Origin of the sequence: Roseovarius sp. MBR-6, from assembly GCF_040547525.1 — a bacterium.
Classification (GTDB): domain Bacteria; phylum Pseudomonadota; class Alphaproteobacteria; order Rhodobacterales; family Rhodobacteraceae; genus Roseovarius.
Window position 1 is genome coordinate 13423 of the sequence record NZ_JBEPPW010000001.1, and the last position, 16470, is coordinate 29892.

Annotated in this window: 18 protein-coding genes; 13 read left to right on the forward strand and 5 right to left on the reverse strand. The window is 66.8% G+C overall.

The genetic code is table 11. The features are described 5' to 3' along the window. Positions 1-32: 32 nt before the first annotated feature. Positions 33-500, reverse strand: coding sequence for a YbaK/EbsC family protein (locus tag ABIE57_RS00070; protein ID WP_354536939.1), 468 nt, complete (start codon positions 498-500; stop codon positions 33-35). Between the two features lie 92 nt (positions 501-592). On the opposite strand from ABIE57_RS00070, the gene ABIE57_RS00075 reads away from it, so the two are divergent. From ABIE57_RS00075 to ABIE57_RS00095, 5 genes are all read left to right on the forward strand, one after another. Then, a complete protein-coding gene (locus tag ABIE57_RS00075; RefSeq protein WP_354536940.1) occupies positions 593-3379 on the forward strand; it encodes a [protein-PII] uridylyltransferase family protein in 2787 nt (928 codons plus the stop codon). 3 nt (positions 3380-3382) lie between these two features. After that, positions 3383-3655, forward strand: coding sequence for a hypothetical protein (locus ABIE57_RS00080; protein ID WP_354536941.1), 273 nt, complete (start codon positions 3383-3385; stop codon positions 3653-3655). A 103-nt stretch (positions 3656-3758) separates the two neighbouring features. Beyond that, positions 3759-4394: a DUF6778 family protein gene (locus tag ABIE57_RS00085; RefSeq protein ID WP_354536942.1), complete on the forward strand. Its 636-nt coding sequence runs from the start codon at positions 3759-3761 to the stop codon at positions 4392-4394. A 38-nt stretch (positions 4395-4432) separates the two neighbouring features. Beyond that, positions 4433-5629: an RSP_2647 family RNA methyltransferase gene (locus ABIE57_RS00090; protein ID WP_354536943.1), complete on the forward strand. Its 1197-nt coding sequence runs from the start codon at positions 4433-4435 to the stop codon at positions 5627-5629. Beyond that, a complete protein-coding gene (locus tag ABIE57_RS00095) occupies positions 5626-6165 on the forward strand; it encodes an RSP_2648 family PIN domain-containing protein (protein ID WP_354536944.1) in 540 nt (179 codons plus the stop codon). The genes ABIE57_RS00090 and ABIE57_RS00095 overlap by 4 nt, the downstream gene beginning before the upstream one ends. A 10-nt stretch (positions 6166-6175) precedes the next feature. Here the strand turns inward: ABIE57_RS00095 and ABIE57_RS00100 are convergent, their stop codons facing one another. Next, the gene (locus ABIE57_RS00100) at positions 6176-6817 is read right to left on the reverse strand and encodes a hypothetical protein (RefSeq protein ID WP_354536945.1); all 642 of its coding nucleotides are present in this window, start codon (positions 6815-6817) and stop codon (positions 6176-6178) included. Positions 6818-6996: 179 nt separating this feature from the next. On the opposite strand from ABIE57_RS00100, the gene ABIE57_RS00105 reads away from it, so the two are divergent. The 7 genes from ABIE57_RS00105 to ABIE57_RS00135 all read left to right on the forward strand — a co-directional run bounded on the left by ABIE57_RS00105 (position 6997) and on the right by ABIE57_RS00135 (position 13209). After that, positions 6997-8109: an S-(hydroxymethyl)glutathione dehydrogenase/class III alcohol dehydrogenase gene (locus tag ABIE57_RS00105; RefSeq protein ID WP_354536946.1), complete on the forward strand. Its 1113-nt coding sequence runs from the start codon at positions 6997-6999 to the stop codon at positions 8107-8109. Then, the gene (fghA, locus tag ABIE57_RS00110; RefSeq protein WP_354536947.1) at positions 8106-8963 is read left to right on the forward strand and encodes an S-formylglutathione hydrolase; all 858 of its coding nucleotides are present in this window, start codon (positions 8106-8108) and stop codon (positions 8961-8963) included. The genes ABIE57_RS00105 and fghA overlap by 4 nt, the downstream gene beginning before the upstream one ends. Next, positions 8960-9340 (forward strand): c-type cytochrome, encoded by a 381-nt coding sequence (locus ABIE57_RS00115; protein WP_354536948.1) that lies wholly within the window; start codon positions 8960-8962, stop codon positions 9338-9340. The genes fghA and ABIE57_RS00115 overlap by 4 nt, the downstream gene beginning before the upstream one ends. 132 nt (positions 9341-9472) lie before the next feature. After that, the gene (gene xoxF5 / locus ABIE57_RS00120; protein ID WP_354536949.1) at positions 9473-11275 is read left to right on the forward strand and encodes a lanthanide-dependent methanol dehydrogenase XoxF5; all 1803 of its coding nucleotides are present in this window, start codon (positions 9473-9475) and stop codon (positions 11273-11275) included. Positions 11276-11349: 74 nt separating this feature from the next. After that, positions 11350-11844, forward strand: a complete 495-nt coding sequence (locus tag ABIE57_RS00125) for a c-type cytochrome, methanol metabolism-related (RefSeq protein ID WP_354536950.1) — start codon at positions 11350-11352, stop codon at positions 11842-11844. Further along, positions 11828-12673, forward strand: a complete 846-nt coding sequence (locus ABIE57_RS00130; RefSeq protein WP_354536951.1) for a substrate-binding domain-containing protein — start codon at positions 11828-11830, stop codon at positions 12671-12673. Before ABIE57_RS00125 ends, ABIE57_RS00130 begins: the two co-directional genes overlap by 17 nt. Next, on the forward strand, positions 12670-13209 hold the full coding sequence (locus ABIE57_RS00135; RefSeq protein WP_354536952.1) for a PQQ-dependent catabolism-associated CXXCW motif protein: 540 nt from the start codon (positions 12670-12672) through the stop codon (positions 13207-13209). Before ABIE57_RS00130 ends, ABIE57_RS00135 begins: the two co-directional genes overlap by 4 nt. On the opposite strand, the gene ABIE57_RS00140 is transcribed toward ABIE57_RS00135, so the two are convergent. From ABIE57_RS00140 to ABIE57_RS00150, 3 genes are read right to left on the reverse strand one after another with little or no spacing between them, the layout of a single operon-like run. After that, entirely contained in the window at positions 13203-14129 is a 927-nt protein-coding gene (locus ABIE57_RS00140; RefSeq protein ID WP_354536953.1) for a YncE family protein, read from the reverse strand. The two genes, ABIE57_RS00135 and ABIE57_RS00140, sit on opposite strands and share 7 nt — an antisense overlap. Beyond that, positions 14113-14655 (reverse strand): SRPBCC family protein, encoded by a 543-nt coding sequence (locus ABIE57_RS00145; RefSeq protein WP_354536954.1) that lies wholly within the window; start codon positions 14653-14655, stop codon positions 14113-14115. Before ABIE57_RS00145 ends, ABIE57_RS00140 begins: the two co-directional genes overlap by 17 nt. Then, positions 14652-15140: a DUF3280 domain-containing protein gene (locus ABIE57_RS00150; RefSeq protein ID WP_354536955.1), complete on the reverse strand. Its 489-nt coding sequence runs from the start codon at positions 15138-15140 to the stop codon at positions 14652-14654. Before ABIE57_RS00150 ends, ABIE57_RS00145 begins: the two co-directional genes overlap by 4 nt. A 178-nt stretch (positions 15141-15318) precedes the next feature. Between ABIE57_RS00150 and ABIE57_RS00155 the strand changes: the two genes are divergently transcribed. Next, positions 15319-16470: a lanthanide ABC transporter ABC transporter substrate-binding protein PedA1 gene (locus tag ABIE57_RS00155; RefSeq protein ID WP_354536956.1), complete on the forward strand. Its 1152-nt coding sequence runs from the start codon at positions 15319-15321 to the stop codon at positions 16468-16470.

The following is a 16470-nucleotide window of genomic DNA, read 5'->3' on the forward strand; positions in this document are numbered from 1 at the left end:
ATCGTCAACGAAACCGCACCCTGGGCCCTCCTTCACCCCGTGAACGCCGCCACCTCCGCCCCCGAAATCTCCAACAGCCGCGCGGGCGCGATCCCGAAAAGATGACGCGGCGTGCCCGCCGCCGCCCAGACCTCTGGAAATTCAAGCAGATAGGGGTCGAAGAACGCACGCGGCGGGGTGAGGTGCCCCACGGGCGACACCCCGCCGATGGCAAAGCCCGTCTGCGCCCGGATGAGCGCCGCATCGGCCTTGCCCAGAGGGGCCCCCGCCACGCCAGAGGCGCGCGCGGCATCGACCCGGTGCGCGCCCGAGGTGACGAAAAGCAGCGCCGCGCCGCTCGCCTCGTCGCGGAACATGATCGACTTGGCGATCTGCGCCACGTCGCAACCGACAAGATCGGCGGCCATCTGCGCGGTGGTGGCGTCGCCGATCTCGACCGGCTCGATATCAAGCCCTGCCTCGGCAAGGGCGCGGCGGACGCGGGCGACACTTTTGCTCATCGGTCTCCTGTCGGTATTGTCTCGGTGCCGGGTGAGTTTTTCACGCGGCCTTGCCATTGACCAGACCCGCCGTGGCTGTATCACTCGCGGGCATGACATTTGCCAGCCACCTCACCCGATGCCCGCGCCCGTTCGAGCCCTCCGAGGGCGCGGAGGCGCGCGCCCATGTCCCCGGCCTCGGCGGTCCGCTGGCCGATCTGGTGGCGGGGGCGGCGGGGTGCAGCCCGTTCCTGAAGTCGCTCGTGATGCAGGAAGGGGCGTGGCTCATCGAGGCGGCACTGGCCCCCGAGGCGGCGTTGGCCGCGCTTTACGACGACCTGCGCGAAACCGCCCCCGACGCGCTGCCAAGCGCGCTGCGGATGGCCAAGCGGCGCGTGGCGCTCTTGACGGGGCTGGCCGACCTGGGGGGCGTCTGGCCGTTGGAGCAGGTCACCGGGCATCTCACCGATTTCGCCGACCTGGCCTGTGATCTGGCGCTGCGTGCCGCCCTCGGGGCCGAGATCCGGCGCGGCAAGCTGCCGGGCATGACCGAGGACGATCTGGACAGCGGCGCGGGGATGGCCGTCTTTGCCATGGGCAAGATGGGCGCGCATGAACTCAATTACAGCTCTGACATCGACCTCATCTGCCTCTTCGATGAAGGGCGGTTTGGGCGCGAGGATTTCCACGAGGCGCGCGCAAGTCTTGTGCGTGCCACGCGCAAGATGGCGGCGATGCTGGGCGACCGCACCGCCGAGGGCTATGTGTTCCGAACCGACCTGCGGCTTCGCCCCGATTCGGGCGTCACACCCGTCTGCATGGCCATGGCCGCCGCCGAGACCTATTACGAGAGCCTTGGCCGCACATGGGAGCGCGCGGCGTGGATCAAGGCGCGGGCGGCCGCGGGCGACGGGGAAGCGGGCGCGCGGTTCATCGAGACGCTGCGGCCCTTTGTCTGGCGGCGGCACCTCGATTTCGCGGCCATCGACGACGCCCACAACATGCGGCTGGCGATCCGCGAGCATAAGGGGCTGGGCGGCACGCTCACCCTGGAAGGGCACAACATGAAGCTGGGCCGCGGCGGCATCCGCGAGATCGAGTTCTTCACCCAGACACGGCAGCTCATCGCGGGCGGGCGCGATGCCGACCTGCGGGTGCGCGGCACGGTCGAGGGGCTGGCGCGGCTGGCCGAAAAAGGCTGGGTGCCGCAGGAGGCGGCGGAGGCGCTGACCGCACATTACCGCTTTCACCGCGAGATCGAACACCGCGTGCAGATGCTGCGCGACGCGCAGACGCATCTTTTGCCCACGACGGCGGAGGAGTTCGACCGCCTTGCCGCCTTCACCGGGTGTGACGTGGCGGAATTGCGCGCGGAGATCACCGAGCGGTTGCTGGCCGTGGATGAGATGATCGAGGGGTTCTTCCGGCAGGAGGCGACCGGTGCCGCGCCGGCACCCGCCCCTGAAACCCAATTCGACGAGGAGGTGATCGCGCGCTGGCGCGGCTATCCGGCGCTGCGGTCCGAGCGCGCGCAACAGATCTTCAAGCGGCTGCGCCCCGAGATCCTTGCGCGGCTTGCCCGCGCCGCCAATCCGGCCGAGGCGCTTCTGGCCTTTGACGGGTTCCTGCGCGGGCTGCCTGCCGGTGTGCAGGTGTTCTCGCTCTTCGATGCCAATCCGCAATTGATCGACCTGCTGGTGGATATCGTCGGCACCACGCCTGCGCTCGGGGCTTATCTCTCGCGCAATGCCGCCGTGTTCGACGCGGTGATCGCGGGGGATTTCTTTGCGCCATGGCCGGGGCGCGCGGCGCTTGAGCGGGACCTTTCTGCGCTCATGCAGGCCGAGGCCGATTACGAGCGCGCGCTCGATCAGGCGCGGCGTTGGCACAAGGAATGGCATTTCCGCGTGGGCGTGCATCACCTGCGCGGCCTGAGCGATGCCGATGCGGCGGCGGCGCAGTATGCCGATCTGGCGGGTGCGGTGATCGGCGCGCTCTGGCCCATGGTGATCACGCAGTTTGCCGAGAAGCACGGGATGCCGCCGGGGCGCGGCGCGGTGGTGCTTGGCATGGGCTCGCTCGGGGCGGGGCGGCTCAATGCCGGGTCTGACCTTGATCTCATCGTGATCTATGACGCCGAAGGGGCGGACGGGTCCGACGGGCGCCGCCCGCTGGCACCCCGGCCCTATTATGCACGTCTCACGCAGGCGATGATCACCGCGCTGACCGCGCCGATGGCCGAGGGGCGGCTTTACGAGGTGGACATGCGCCTGCGCCCGTCGGGCAATCAGGGGCCGGTGGCGACAAGCTGGCCCGCCTTTCGCAGCTATCAGCAGGGCGAGGCGTGGCTCTGGGAGCATCTGGCGCTGACGCGGGCGCGGGTGATCTGCGGCGAGCAGAGCCTTGCGCGCGATGTCGAGGCGTTTCGCACAGGCCTTCTGGCGGGCGGGCACGCGCGGGGCGACGTGATCCGCGCCGTGGCCGAGATGCGCGCCCGCGTGGCCGGTGCCAAGCCGCCCGAGGGGGCATGGGATGTGAAGCTCGGGCCGGGGCGGCTGATGGAGCAGGAGCTGGTGGCACAGGCGGGCAACCTGCTGGCGGGGCAGGGCGCGCGCGATGTCGCGGCCGGGTTCGAGGGCGCTGTCGCAACCGGCTGGATGGATGCCGCGGATGGCGCAGCGCTGGGGCAGGCTTATGCGTTTTGCTGGCAGGTGCAGATGGTGGCGCGGCTGTTGAATGGCGCGGTGCTGGCCCCGGACCGGATCGGCGAGGGGGGGGCGGCGCTTGTCTTGCGCGAGACCGGGGCAGAGAGCCTTGAGGCGCTGCAGCGGCGCTTGGGCGAGTTCTGCGGGGCGGCGGCCAAGGTCATCGACCGGGCGCTTGGGGAAAGGGAAGGCTAGGCCATGGCACGCGGCGAGGTGCATGACGCGAAAGGCCTCATCCGCGAGGCATATCGGATCGAGGGGATCGGACCGGGGGAATGCCGGTCTATCTTTCTTGACTGGGCGCTGGCGGTGCCCGAGGGCGAGGAGGTGCGCGGCGCACTGGAGGCGCTGATCGCCCGCCACGCACCCGACCATCCCGATCATCCGATGACCGCCGTTCTGCGCGAGGGGCTGGAGAGCGCCGCGCGCCCGCGCCGCCGGGGAGGCTGGCGCTCGCGACCGCGCGACTGACCGGAGAGTCCCGCCGCTGGAATGCACCGGATTCGTCTAAAATGCGCCTTATTCGGCGCGCATCCATGGGGTGAGAAACAAGGCTCAGCCGATGGAGTGTGACATGCGTATCGTGAAACTTGGTGCCGCGCTGATGCTTGGCCTTGGCCTTGCGGCCTGTGCCAGCCCCGAGACGGCCAGCCGCAACGCACCGCTTGACGGGTTGCTGAGCGCGCCCGCCGCGCTGCCGATCCATGTGCAGGAGATCCGCGTATCGGTGCCGAAATCGCTCAAGGTCTCGGAGGCCAACCGCTATTTGCCGTCCGGCGATATCGTCTGGCGCGAGGACGCGCGCGGCGACCGTCACGCACAGGTCAAGGCCATCCTCGAGACGGCATTTGACCGAGGCGCGTCCAGCCTGCCGCAAGGCACGGTGCCGGTCGTGCTCGATGTGGAACTGGAGCGGTTTCACGCGCTGAGCGAGAAGGCGCGCTATACCGTCGGCGGACGGCACGGGATCAGGTTCAGCTATGTGCTGCGCGATGCCGCGACCGGTGCCGTGCTCACCGCGCCGAAATCCGTCGATGCCAGCTTTCGCGCGCTTGGCGGGCAAGAGGCGATCAACGCCGAACGCAAGGGGATCACGCAAAAGGTGCGCATCACCGAGCATCTGGCGCAGGTGATCCGCGAGGAGCTGTCCACCGGGGGTGGCGACCCGGCGCAAGCGGTCGCCATGTTGCGCACGCTCAACCGTATCTGAGCTTTCCCAGCCCGCACAAAGGGCCTAAAGGGGGCGGTATGACACCGCTCCCTTATCCCGTTATACGCCTCTTGCCCAAGACCGATGCCCGCGCGATCCGCCACGGCAGCCCCTGGGTATTCGACAACGAGCTTGTGATCGACCGGCGTACGCGCGCGCTGGCCCCCGGCACGATCGCCGTGCTGGAGGACAATGTGCGCGCGGCGCTTGGCGTGGTCGCGGTCAATCCTGCCTCGAAGATCATGGCGCGGATGCTCGACCGTGATCCGGCCGCGCGGATCGACCGCGACTGGCTCATCTCGCGCCTTGCCCGCGCGCAGGAGCTGCGCACACGGCTCTTCGATGCCCCCTATTACCGCCTTGTCCATGCCGAGGCCGATGGCCTGCCCGGCGTGGTGATCGACCGCTTCGGCGATGTGGCGGTGATCCAGCCCAATGCCGCCTGGGCCGAGGCGCTCTTGCCCGATCTGGCCGCCGCCGTGCAGGCGGTGACGGGTGTGGCGCATGTGCTCAAGAACGCCTCGGGGCGCGCGCGCGCGCTTGAGGGTCTCGACGATGCAAGCGCGGTTCTGGCCGGCTCTGCGCCGGGTGGTCCGGTGCCGGTGGCGATGAACGGGGCCACCTATATGGCCGATCTGACAGGTGGTCAGAAAACCGGCCTCTATTATGATCAGCGCCCCAATCACCGCTTTGCCGCACGGCTGGCGCAGGGCGCGCGGGTGCTCGACGTGTTCAGCCATGTGGGCGGTTTTGCGCTTGCCTGCCTTGCCGGGGGTGCGGATAGCGCGCTGGCGGTCGACGGCTCGCAGCCCGCGCTTGATCTGGCGGGCGAGGGGGCGGCGCGCATGGGGATGGGCGCGCGGCTCGAAATCCGGCGCGGCGATGCGTTCGAGGTGATGGAGGCGCTGGCGGCCGAAGGCGCGCGCTTTGATGTGGTGATCTGCGATCCGCCCGCCTTTGCGCCCTCGAAACCGGCGCTGGATAAGGGCTTGCGCGCCTATGAGCGGGTGGCGCGGCTGGCGGCCGGTCTTGTGGCCGAGGGTGGGTATCTGGGCCTGTGCTCCTGTTCCCACGCCGCCGATCTGGCGCGGTTCCGCACCGCCTGCACCCGTGGCATCGGGCGCGCGGGGCGGGCGGGGGCGCTGATCCGCACGGGCTTTGCCGGACCGGATCATCCGCTGCATCCGCAACTGGCCGAATCGGGCTATCTCAAGGCGCTGTTCTTTCGCCTATGAAGGTGGTTCTGGACGCCTGCCTGCTCTATCCCACGGTGATGCGCGAGATGCTGCTGGGGGTGGCGGCGGCGGGGGCGTTTGATCCACTCTGGTCGCCGCGCCTGCTGGGAGAATGGCAGCATACGGCATCGCGGCACGGCCCCGAGGGGCGCGCGCAGGCCGAGGCCGAGGCCGCGCGCATGGCGGCGCGCTGGCCGCGTGGCTGCATCACCTGTCCGCCCGGTCTCGAGGCACGGCTCTACCTGCCGGACCCGGCGGATATTCATGTCCTGGCGGCCGCGGTCGCGGGTCATGCCGACGGTATCCTGACGCTGAATGCGCGCGACTTCCCGCGCAACATCCTGGCCGAGGAGGGGCTGTGGCGGGCCGATCCCGATGCGTTTCTGCACGGCATCTGGCAGGCGCAACCGGCGATGGTGGGCGGCGTGGCGGTGCAGGTGCTGGCGACCGCGCGGCACCTTTCGGCGCGGGAGTGGGAGATGCGCCCGCTTCTGAAAAAGGCGCGCCTGCCGCGTCTGGCCAAGGCGCTCGGATAGCGTCCGCGCCTCAGCCCGGCGGGCGGAGTGCGCCCTGAAGCATCTGCGCCAGTGCAAACAGGCGCTGTTCGATCAACACCGGCGTCTCGCAGAGATAGGTGATGGTGGTCTGCCGGTCGCTATAGATCGTCTGGTCCCAGTCGATCTGTTCCTCGAGCGCGTCGATCCGGTCGAAATCCGGGCTGTCGGAAGCCATGAGGCCCGTCATCTCGGCGCGCGCCGCCTTGACGCGCTCGGCCAGCGCAATCTGGCTGAGCGAAAAATTCTCGATCCCCTTGATCACATGCCCGCGACGGGTCGAGAGCGTATCGAACGCCTGCGCAAAGACCCGGCCAAGGATTTCCGGAGACCCGTCATGGCGGGCGGCAAAGCCGACGATCTCGGGGCGCAGCGCCTCGGGGTCGAGACGGCGCAGCGCAAGGCGCGCGGCCAACGCGTCGATCTCGGCCCGCAAAGCGGGATCGCCCGGCACCTCGTCGGGGATCGGATGGGGCCACATCAGCCCGACGGAGAGCGCGCCCACCTTGCGCTGGATGCAGGGCCATGTGGGATCGGAGAAATCCGCGGCCATGCCCGGCCCGGCGGCGATCATGCCTGCGAGCGCGAGCGCGGCCAGACGTCGGAGCGGGGCGGGGCAGGGTCCTTGTTTCATCGCGCAATCTCCTCTTGGTCTCACTATGCGGAAGCCTCGGTGCCCTGTCCACCGCGCGCACTACCTACCAAGGTCGCAATTGTTCGGCGCGCGGGCTCACTCGCATACTGCCGTGGACAGTGAGTGTATGGCGCGCCATCATCGGGCCATTGTCACACACTTGAAAACAAGAGGATCACATGAGAACGAGAGCGGCAGTTGCAGTGGAGGCAGGCAAGCCTCTGGAGATCATGGAGGTCAATCTCGAGGGGCCCCGCGCAGGCGAGGTTCTGGTCGAGATCAAGGCCACGGGCCTCTGTCATACCGACGAGTTCACCCGCTCGGGCGACGATCCCGAAGGGATCTTTCCCGCCATCCTCGGCCATGAGGGCGCGGGCGTGGTGGTTGAGCTGGGCGAGGGGGTGACGAGCCTTGAGGTGGGTGATCACGTCATCCCGCTCTACACGCCCGAATGCCGCGAATGCGACTATTGCCTCAACCCCAAGACGAACCTGTGTCAGTCCATCCGATCGACACAGGGTCAGGGCCTTCTGCCCGATGGCACGACGCGGTTTTCCATGCTCGACGGCACGCCCATTCATCACTACATGGGCTGCTCGACCTTCGCCAATCACACGGTTGTGCCGGAGATTGCGCTGGCCAAGGTGCGCAAGGATGCGCCCTTTGACAAGATCTGTTACATCGGCTGCGGCGTGACCACCGGCATCGGCGCGGTGATCAATACCGCCAAGGTGGAACTGGGCAGCACCGCAATCGTGTTCGGGCTGGGCGGCATCGGCCTCAATGTCATTCAGGGACTGCGGCTGGCGGGCGCGAAACAGATCGTCGGCGTCGATCTCAACCCCGGCAAGGTCGAGATGGCGACGCATTTCGGCATGACCGATTTCGTGAACCCCAAGCACGTGACGGGCGATCTGGTGGCGCATCTGGTGGAATTGACCGGGGGCGGCGCGGATTACACATTCGACGCCACCGGCAACGTGAATGTCATGCGCACGGCGCTCGAGGCCGCGCACAAGGGCTGGGGCGAAAGCGTCATCATCGGCGTGGCACCTGCCGGGGCCGAGATCAGCACACGGCCCTTCCAGCTTGTGACCGGCCGGGTCTGGCGCGGCACGGCGTTCGGCGGCGCACGCGGGCGCACCGATGTGCCCAAGATCGTCGACATGTACATGAACGGCATGATCGAGATCGACCCGATGATCACGCACAAGCTGACGCTTGACGAGATCAACCACGGCTTCGACCTCATGCACCGGGGCGAGAGCATTCGCGCGGTGGTGGAGTATTGAGCTTGGAAACCGTCTCCGAAAACCGAAGCTTCGGTGGTGTGCAGGGTGTCTACAGGCACCGCTCGGAGGTGTGCGATTGCGACATGACCTTCGGCCTCTACCTGCCGCCACAGGTCGCGGATGGCCCGGTGCCGGTGCTGTGGTATCTGTCGGGTCTGACCTGCACGCATGAAAATGCCATGGTCAAGGGCGGATTTCAGGAACATGCGGCGCGGCATGGGGTGGCGGTGATCTTTCCCGACACCTCCCCGCGCGGCGAGGGTGTGGCCGATGACGGGGCTTATGATCTGGGGCAGGGGGCGGGGTTCTATGTGAATGCCACCCGTGCGCCCTGGGCACCGCATTTCCGCATGTATGACTATGTCCTGGGCGACCTGCGTGGGCTGGTCATGGGCGCGTTTCCGCTGGCCGACCGGCACGGCATCACCGGCCATTCCATGGGCGGTCACGGCGCGCTCACGCTGGCGCTGCGCAACCCGGAGATGTTCAGCTCGCTCTCGGCCTTTGCCCCGATCGCGCATCCCACGCGCTCTGACTGGGGGCGCAAGCAGTTGGGTGCCTATCTCGGAGAGGATGAGAGCGCCTGGGCCGATCACGATTCCGTGCTGCTGCTGGAGGAGCGGGGCTGGAAGGGAGATATCCTTGTGGATCAGGGAACTGCCGACAACTTCCTTGATCTCTTGATGCCCGAGGCACTGGCCGGGGCGATGGCGAAGCGGCGGCAGGCGGGGCAATTCCGGCTGCAAGCGGGCTATGACCATTCCTATTTTTTCGTATCTTCGTTTGCCGCCGATCACGTCGCGTGGCATGCTGAACGCCTGACAGGCAAACAACCTCAGGGAGTGACTGAATGAAACGATTGACCATTGCCAGCTTTTGCCTTGCCGCCCTGCCGCTGATGGCTGCGGCAGAGGGCGATGCCGCTGCTGGCGAGAAGGTGTTCAACAAGTGCAAGGCCTGCCACATGGTCGGCGACGATGCCAAGAACCGCGTGGGTCCCGTGCTGACGGGGGTGGTGGGCCGCGCGGTCGCGTCGGTCGGGGATTTCAAATATTCCGACACGCTTACGGAAAAGGGCGCATCTGGCGCGGTCTGGACCGAGGAAGAGCTTGCTGCCTTCCTCACCAATCCGAAGGACTATGCCAAAGGAACAAAAATGGCGTTCCCCGGGCTGCGCAAGGAGGAAGAGCGCGCCAATGTGATCGCCTATCTCGCGACCTTCTCGAACTAGGTCGCGGCGAGATTGCGGCGGCGGGGCGTTGGAGAGACCGGCCCGCCACCGCAAGCGAAGGACGGCCGTTTCCGGCGGAAACGGTCGTCACCTAACCGCGGCAGTCCTGCCGCTGCTCAGGGAGGAGCAAGAATGAGAAAGCTCACGCTTTTGACCTCCGGGATCGCGCTTTGCACGGCCAGCATGGCCATGGCAAACGATGATCTCGTCGCCAAGATGAACGACTCGAAGCAATGGGTTATCCAGACCGGCGATTACAAGAACCAGCGCTATTCCGCGCTCGACCAGATCAACGCCGACAACGTCGATGACCTCCAGGTTGCCTGGACCTTCTCGACCGGCGTGCTGCGCGGGCACGAAGGCTCGCCGCTGGTGATCGGCGACACGATGTATGTGCACACGCCGTTCCCGAACATCGTCTATGCGCTCGATCTGGCCAATGAGGGCAAGATCAAGTGGAAATACGAGCCGCGCCAGGATCCGGACGTGATTCCGGTGATGTGCTGTGACACCGTCAACCGCGGCGTCGCCTATGCCGATGGCAAGATCATCCTGCACCAGGCCGATACCAAGATCGTCGCGCTCAACGCGGATACCGGGCAGGTCGAGTGGGAGGCCACGAATGGCGATCCCTCCATCGGCGAGACCAACACCGCCACCGTTCTGCCCGTCAAGGACAAGGTCATCGTCGGCATCTCGGGCGGCGAATTCGGGGTTCAGGGCCATGTCACGGCCTATGATCTCGCCACCGGCGAACGCCTGTGGCGCGCCTATTCGGTCGGCCCTGACGATCAGCTTCTGTTCGATCCGGAAAAAACCACCGCGCTCGGCAAGCCCGTGGGCGCCGACAGCTCGCTCAACAGTTGGGAAGGCGATCAGTGGAAGATCGGCGGCGGCACCACCTGGGGCTGGTATTCGGCCGATCTGGACGAGAACCTGTTCTACTACGGGTCCGGCAACCCCTCGACCTGGAACCCGGCGCAGCGTCCGGGCGACAACAAGTGGTCGATGACCATCTTCGCGCGCGACATCGACACGGGCGAGGCGAAATGGGTCTACCAGATGACGCCCCATGACGAATGGGATTACGACGGCGTCAACGAGATGATCCTGACGGAACAGGAGATCAACGGCGAGAAGCGCAAGCTGCTCACCCATTTCGACCGGAACGGTCTTGGCTACACGCTCGACCGGGTGACGGGCGAGTTGCTCGTGGCCGAGAAATTCGATCCGGCGGTGAACTGGACGACGGGCGTCGATATGGACCCCAATTCGGCCACCTTCGGGCGTCCGGCGGTGGTGGCGCAGTATTCGACCGCGCAGAACGGCGAGGACGTGAACTCCACCGGCATCTGTCCGGCGGCGCTTGGCTCCAAGGACCAGCAGCCGGCGGCCTATTCGCCCCGGACGGAAACGTTCTACGTGCCCACCAACCATGTCTGCATGGACTACGAACCGTTCCGCGTGAGCTATACCGCCGGTCAGCCCTATGTGGGTGCCACGCTGGCGATGTATCCCGCGCCGGACAGCCATGGCGGCATGGGCAACTTCATCGCCTGGGACAATATCGAGGGCAAGATCAAGTGGTCGATCCCCGAGAAGTTCTCGGTCTGGTCTGGCGCGCTGGCCACTGCGGGCGACGTGGTGTTCTACGGCACGCTCGAAGGTCATCTCAAGGCCGTGCACGCCGAGACGGGCGAGGAGCTTTACCGCTTCAAGACCCCGTCGGGCATCATCGGCAACGTGATGACCTATGAGCAGGGCGGCAAGCAGTATGTCGGTATCCTGTCGGGTGTCGGCGGCTGGGCCGGGATCGGCCTTGCGGCGGGCCTGACCAACCCCAATGACGGTCTGGGTGCCGTGGGCGGCTATGCCGCGCTCAGCGACTATACCGCTCTGGGTGGTCAGTTGACCGTATTCGCCCTGCCTGACTGATCGGGCCTGAAACCGGAACGGCGCGGGGGCGCATCACCCCCGCGCCGCTTCTCCAAGACCAGACAGAGGACAGCATGACATTCATTCCACGGCTTCTCGCCGCCGGGCTGGCAGTGGCTCTAGGCACCGCCGCCACCGCGCAGGACAACATCACTGCCGCCTATGACGAAGGCGGGCGCTACTTCACCGAGGACGACATCCCGACCTTCAACGTGGCCGAGGATGGCACCGTGGACTGGCTCACCTTCTCGGGCTTCCGCCGCTACCACTCGGAATGCCATGTCTGCCACGGCCCCGATGGTGAGGGCTCGACCTATGCGCCCGCGCTCAAGAAATCGGCCCTGAGCATGGATTACTACGATTTCGTCGATGTCGTGGTGAACGGACGCGTGAATGGCAATTCGGTCATGCCGCATTTCGGCGATAATCGGAACGTCATGTGCTATCTTGACGATATCTACGTCTATCTCAAGGCGCGCGGCACCGATGCCGTGGCCCGTGGACGCCCTGCGAAGAAGGATGCCAAATCCGATGAGATCGCCGAGGCGGAACATGCCTGCATGGGCTGAGCCGCTACGCCGTCTGGCGGCAGGTCTCGTGCTGAGTGCGGGGCTTGCGGCAGGCGCGCAGGCGCAGACCTCCGATCTGGTGGCGGCGGACGCGCTGCGCGTCTGCGCCGATCCGGCCAACGCGCCGATGTCGTCCAAAGATGGCACGGGTTATGAAAATGCGCTGGCCGAACTGATCGCGGAAAAACTTGGCGTGCCGGTCGCTTACGAGTGGTATCCGATGTCCACCGGCTTTATCCGCAACACGCTGCGCGACAAGAAATGCGATATCGTGATCGGTTTCGCGCAGGGGCACGAGCTTGTGCTCAACACCAATCACTACATGACCTCGGTTTATACCTTGATCGTGCCGGAAGGCGGCGATCTGGCCGGGGTCGAGACGCTGGCCGATCCGCGCCTCAAGGGGCGGCGCATCGGTATTGTCGCGGGCACACCGCCCGGTGGCCATCTGGCGCGGCACGGGCTGATTGCGCGCGCCAAACCCTACCCGCTGGTGGTGGACCGCCGCTATCAAAGTCCGGCGCAGGACATGCTGGCCGATCTGGAGGCGGGCGAGATCGACGCGGCGATCCTCTGGGGGCCTTTGGGAGGGCCGCTGGTCAAGCAGTCGCATCCCGGCCTCAAGGTCATTCCGCTGGTGGGTGAGGAGGGCGCGCCGCGTCTCTTCTATCGCATCACCATGGGCGTGCGGCAGGGCGAGAAGGTCTGGCAGCGCAAGCTCAATTCGCTGATCCGCCGCCATCAGGGCGAGATCGACGCGCTGCTGCATGAGGCGGGCGTGCCGCTCGCCAATGACATGGGCACGGCGCTGGTGGGGCCGGGGCAATGAGACACGCGGCCTTTCTCGCCGTGCTGCTGGCGTTTTCGGTCACGGCGGTGGCGCAGGGTGTGCGTGCGCCCGAGAGTTACCGGATGGAGAATTACCGCGCGCCGGTGCCCGATGATCTGCCGGGTGCGACGGTCCTGACGGCCGAAGAGGCGCGGGCGCTCTGGTCCGGGGGGGCGGTCTTTGTCGATGTCCTGCCGCGCCCGCCCAAGCCCGCCAATCTGCCCGCAGGCACGATCTGGCGCGAAAAACCGCGCCCCTCGATCCCCGGCGCGACGTGGCTGCCGAATGTGGGCTACGGCGCGATTGCGGATGAGACGGAGGCGTATTTCAAGGCCGGTCTGGACAGGGCAACGGGCGGCGATGTGGCCGCGCCGCTGGTGATCTTCTGCCTGGCCGATTGCTGGATGTCGTGGAACGCCGCGCGGCGCGCGATGGAGTATGGCTATACCAATGTCCATTGGCTGCCCGAGGGCACCGATGGCTGGGCGGCGGCGGGCTATCCGCTGGAGGAGGTGGAGCCCGAACCGGGCTACTGATCGCGCGCGATGAACGCGCCAAAGGCGCGCGGGCCGTCGCAGGTCTCTATCTCGGCTATGGTATCCAGCGTTGCGGCGTCGATCACGCTCAGCGTGTTGGAGAACCAGTTGGCGACCGCGATGCGCCCGTCGCCGGTGCTGTCCACCCCCTCGGGATACTCGCCCGTATCGAGCGTGGCGACGGGGGCGAGGGTGTCGAGGGCGATGACGCTCAGCGTTTCGGCATATTGGTTGGTGACGAAGGCGCGGCCCGTCGCAAAGGCCACCCCATAGGGGCGCGCGCCGACCGGGACTGTGGCAAGGGGGGTGCCGGTCTCGGGGTCAAGCACGGTGACATCATCGCTGCCGACATTGGCCACGAAGAGCCGCCCGTCGGGGGCAAAACGCAGGCCGAAAGGCCGGGTGCCAACGGGTGCCCGCCAGAGCGGCGCGAGGGTGATCGCGTCAAAGACCGAGACCCGGTCGGCATCGCGCTCGGCGGCGGCGAGGAAACGGCCACCCGATGACAGATCCAGCCCCGCCGGGGCGGCCCCGGTGGCCAGATCGCTCAGCGGCGCGAGCGTCGTGGCATCAAGCACCCGCACCCGCGCCTCATACCAGTCCGACACGAACACCCGCCCGCGCGCCGCATCGACGGCAATCCCGATGGGGCCGCCCTCCAGCACCACCTCGGCCAGAAGCGCGCCCGAAGGGGCGTGGCGGCGCACGGTCTTGGCCTCGGTGGCGACGGTATAAACGGCCCCCCCGGCCACCGCCACGCCCGCAGGCTTGCCGGGCAGCGGCCAGCGGGCCACCTCCGTCAGCGCGGCCAAGTCAATCACCGAGAGCGCGTCGCCGCTCTGGCAGGTGACATAGGCCATGTCCGCACCCGCCGGTGCGGCGACGACCACGAGTGCCAGCGCCCTAGCTGCCCGGCGCACCGAACCGCTCGACCAGCGCCTCCATCCCCGCCTGATAGACGCCGGTCACGGCGGCAATGGCGGCCTCATCGTTCAATTCGGCGGGCGGGTCGTTGTTGGGATAGCCGCGATAGAACGCGCCGCGCCATTCCACGACCGAGCCGCCACCGTCGCGCGGCTTGACCGTCAGATGCGACGAATAGTTGGTGACTGGCAGCACCGCGACATCCACTTCGGTGATGCGATAGGAATAGGTCATCTTGTCCGCGTCGTATTTGTAGAGCACCTCGTCGATGGTCGGGCCGCCTTCGCCGCCCAGAACAAGCCGCCGCGTGGCGTCGATCTCATTGCCGCCCGTGCCGGTCGAAGAATGCACCGCCGGATGCCAGGACATGTCCTGAAAATCGCCGATGGCGGCCCAGACCTCGGCGGGCTCTGCCGCAAGCTCGGTGGTCACGGTCAGCTTCTGGCGCGTCGGGCCATGGGCAAGCGCCAGCGACGGCACTGTCACCGCCGCTGCCGATAAAAGAAACACACGTCTTTTCATTTTTCCTCCTCACGAAAAATGCGGTTCTTCAGGATGTAGCGCATGCCGCGCTGCCAGCTTTCATCGGTGTTCGAGCGGATATCGACAACACCGCCGCGCACCAGATCGCCGGTCGCGGCGTCGCGCAGTTGCAGGTTCATGGCGAGGATCAGGTTGGAGACCTTGTGCACCTCGCCCACCAGCGAGAAATCCGCGCCGAGGTCGGTGGCCATGCGCGTGTCGCAGCCATAGCATTTGGCCGGGTTCACGATGCGGTCAAGATCGGCTTGCACCGGGGAGATATCCACCAGATCAAAGCCTTCGGCGGCAAAGCGGTCGCGCACGATCTCTTCCAGCATGGCGATCCGGGCGGCCTGTGCCGGGTCCGCGCCTTGCGTCTGGTTTTGCAGGGACTCGTCGAGCAGGGTGAGGCCGAAAAACGCCACCTTTTCGCCCGCGGCCGCTGCCGAGGCGAATCCAAGAAACACCAATGTTATCAGCCTCATGGCGCACTCTTATAAAATAAGAATCGAGCTTCAGTTTCGGCTTGATAAGGTGAGTCTTGCAACCCGGACAAAGGTCGCGGGTGCCTCGGGAGGAACCCGCGTGCATTTTGGCAGAGCTGCGCAACGGGCAAGGGAGGGACGAATGTCAGGCTTGCGACAGGCGCTTCTTGCGCTGACTATGCTACTTGTGTCAGGGCAGATGGCCCATGCGGTGGAGGTGCGCGCGGCGGTGCTGCGTGTCGATTATCCGCGCCTGCTGCCGGTCTCGCGCCACGATCTGCGCGCGGACGATGTAGGCTTTGCCGGGGCGGTGCTCGCGGGGGAGGATAACAGCACCACGGGCCGGTTTCTGGGGCACAGCTATGAGACGCTGACGCGCGCCGCCACGCCCGAAGAGGCCGATGCCGCGCTTGACGCGATCCTTGCCGAGGGCGTGCGCCTTGTCGTGGTGCAGGCCGAGGGCGCGGACCTGCTGCGGCTGGCCGACCGGGCGGCAGAGGCGGGCGCGCTTGTCTTCAACGCCTCCGCCCCCGAGACCGAATTGCGCGATGCCGAGTGCCGCGCCAACCTCATGCACATCGCCCCCTCCAACCAGATGCTGGCCGATGCGGTGGCGCAATTCGCGGTGTGGAAGAAATGGCGCGAGTGGCTCCTTGTGACCGGCTCCAACCCCGCCGACCAGGCCCTGGGCGAGGCCTTCCGCCGCGCGGCGGGCAAGTTCGGGGCCAAGCTGGTCGAAGAGCGGGTGTTCGAGGATACCGGCGGCAGTCGGCGCACCGATTCGGGGCATGTTCTGGTGCAGCGCCAGTTGCCGCTTTTCATGCAGGGGGCACGGGCGCATGACGTGGTGATTGCCGCCGACGCCACCGATTATTTTGCCGGATACCTGCCCTATCACCTCTGGACGCCGCGCCCGGTGATGGGATCGGGCGGGCTGCGGCCCGTCTCGATGCACGCCGCGCACGAGGCCTGGGGCGCAACGCAGTTCCAGACCCGTTTCGAGAAGCTGACACAGCGCCGCGTGGCGCCCGAGGATTACAACGTCTGGCTGGCGCTGCGGGTGATCGGCGAGGCGGTGACGCGCACCGGATCGGCAGAGCCTGACACGATCCGCGCCTACGCGCTCTCGGATGCGTTCGAACTGGCCGCGTTCAAGGGGCAGAAGGTCACGTTCCGCGACTGGAACGGGCAGTTGCGCCAGCCCATCCTGCTCTATGACGGCTGGACCACGGCGAGCGTCAGCCCGCAGGAGGGCTTTCTTCACCAGGTCTCGCCGCTTGATACGCTGGGGCTGGACCGCCCCGAATCCGCCTGCACCGCTTTCAACTGA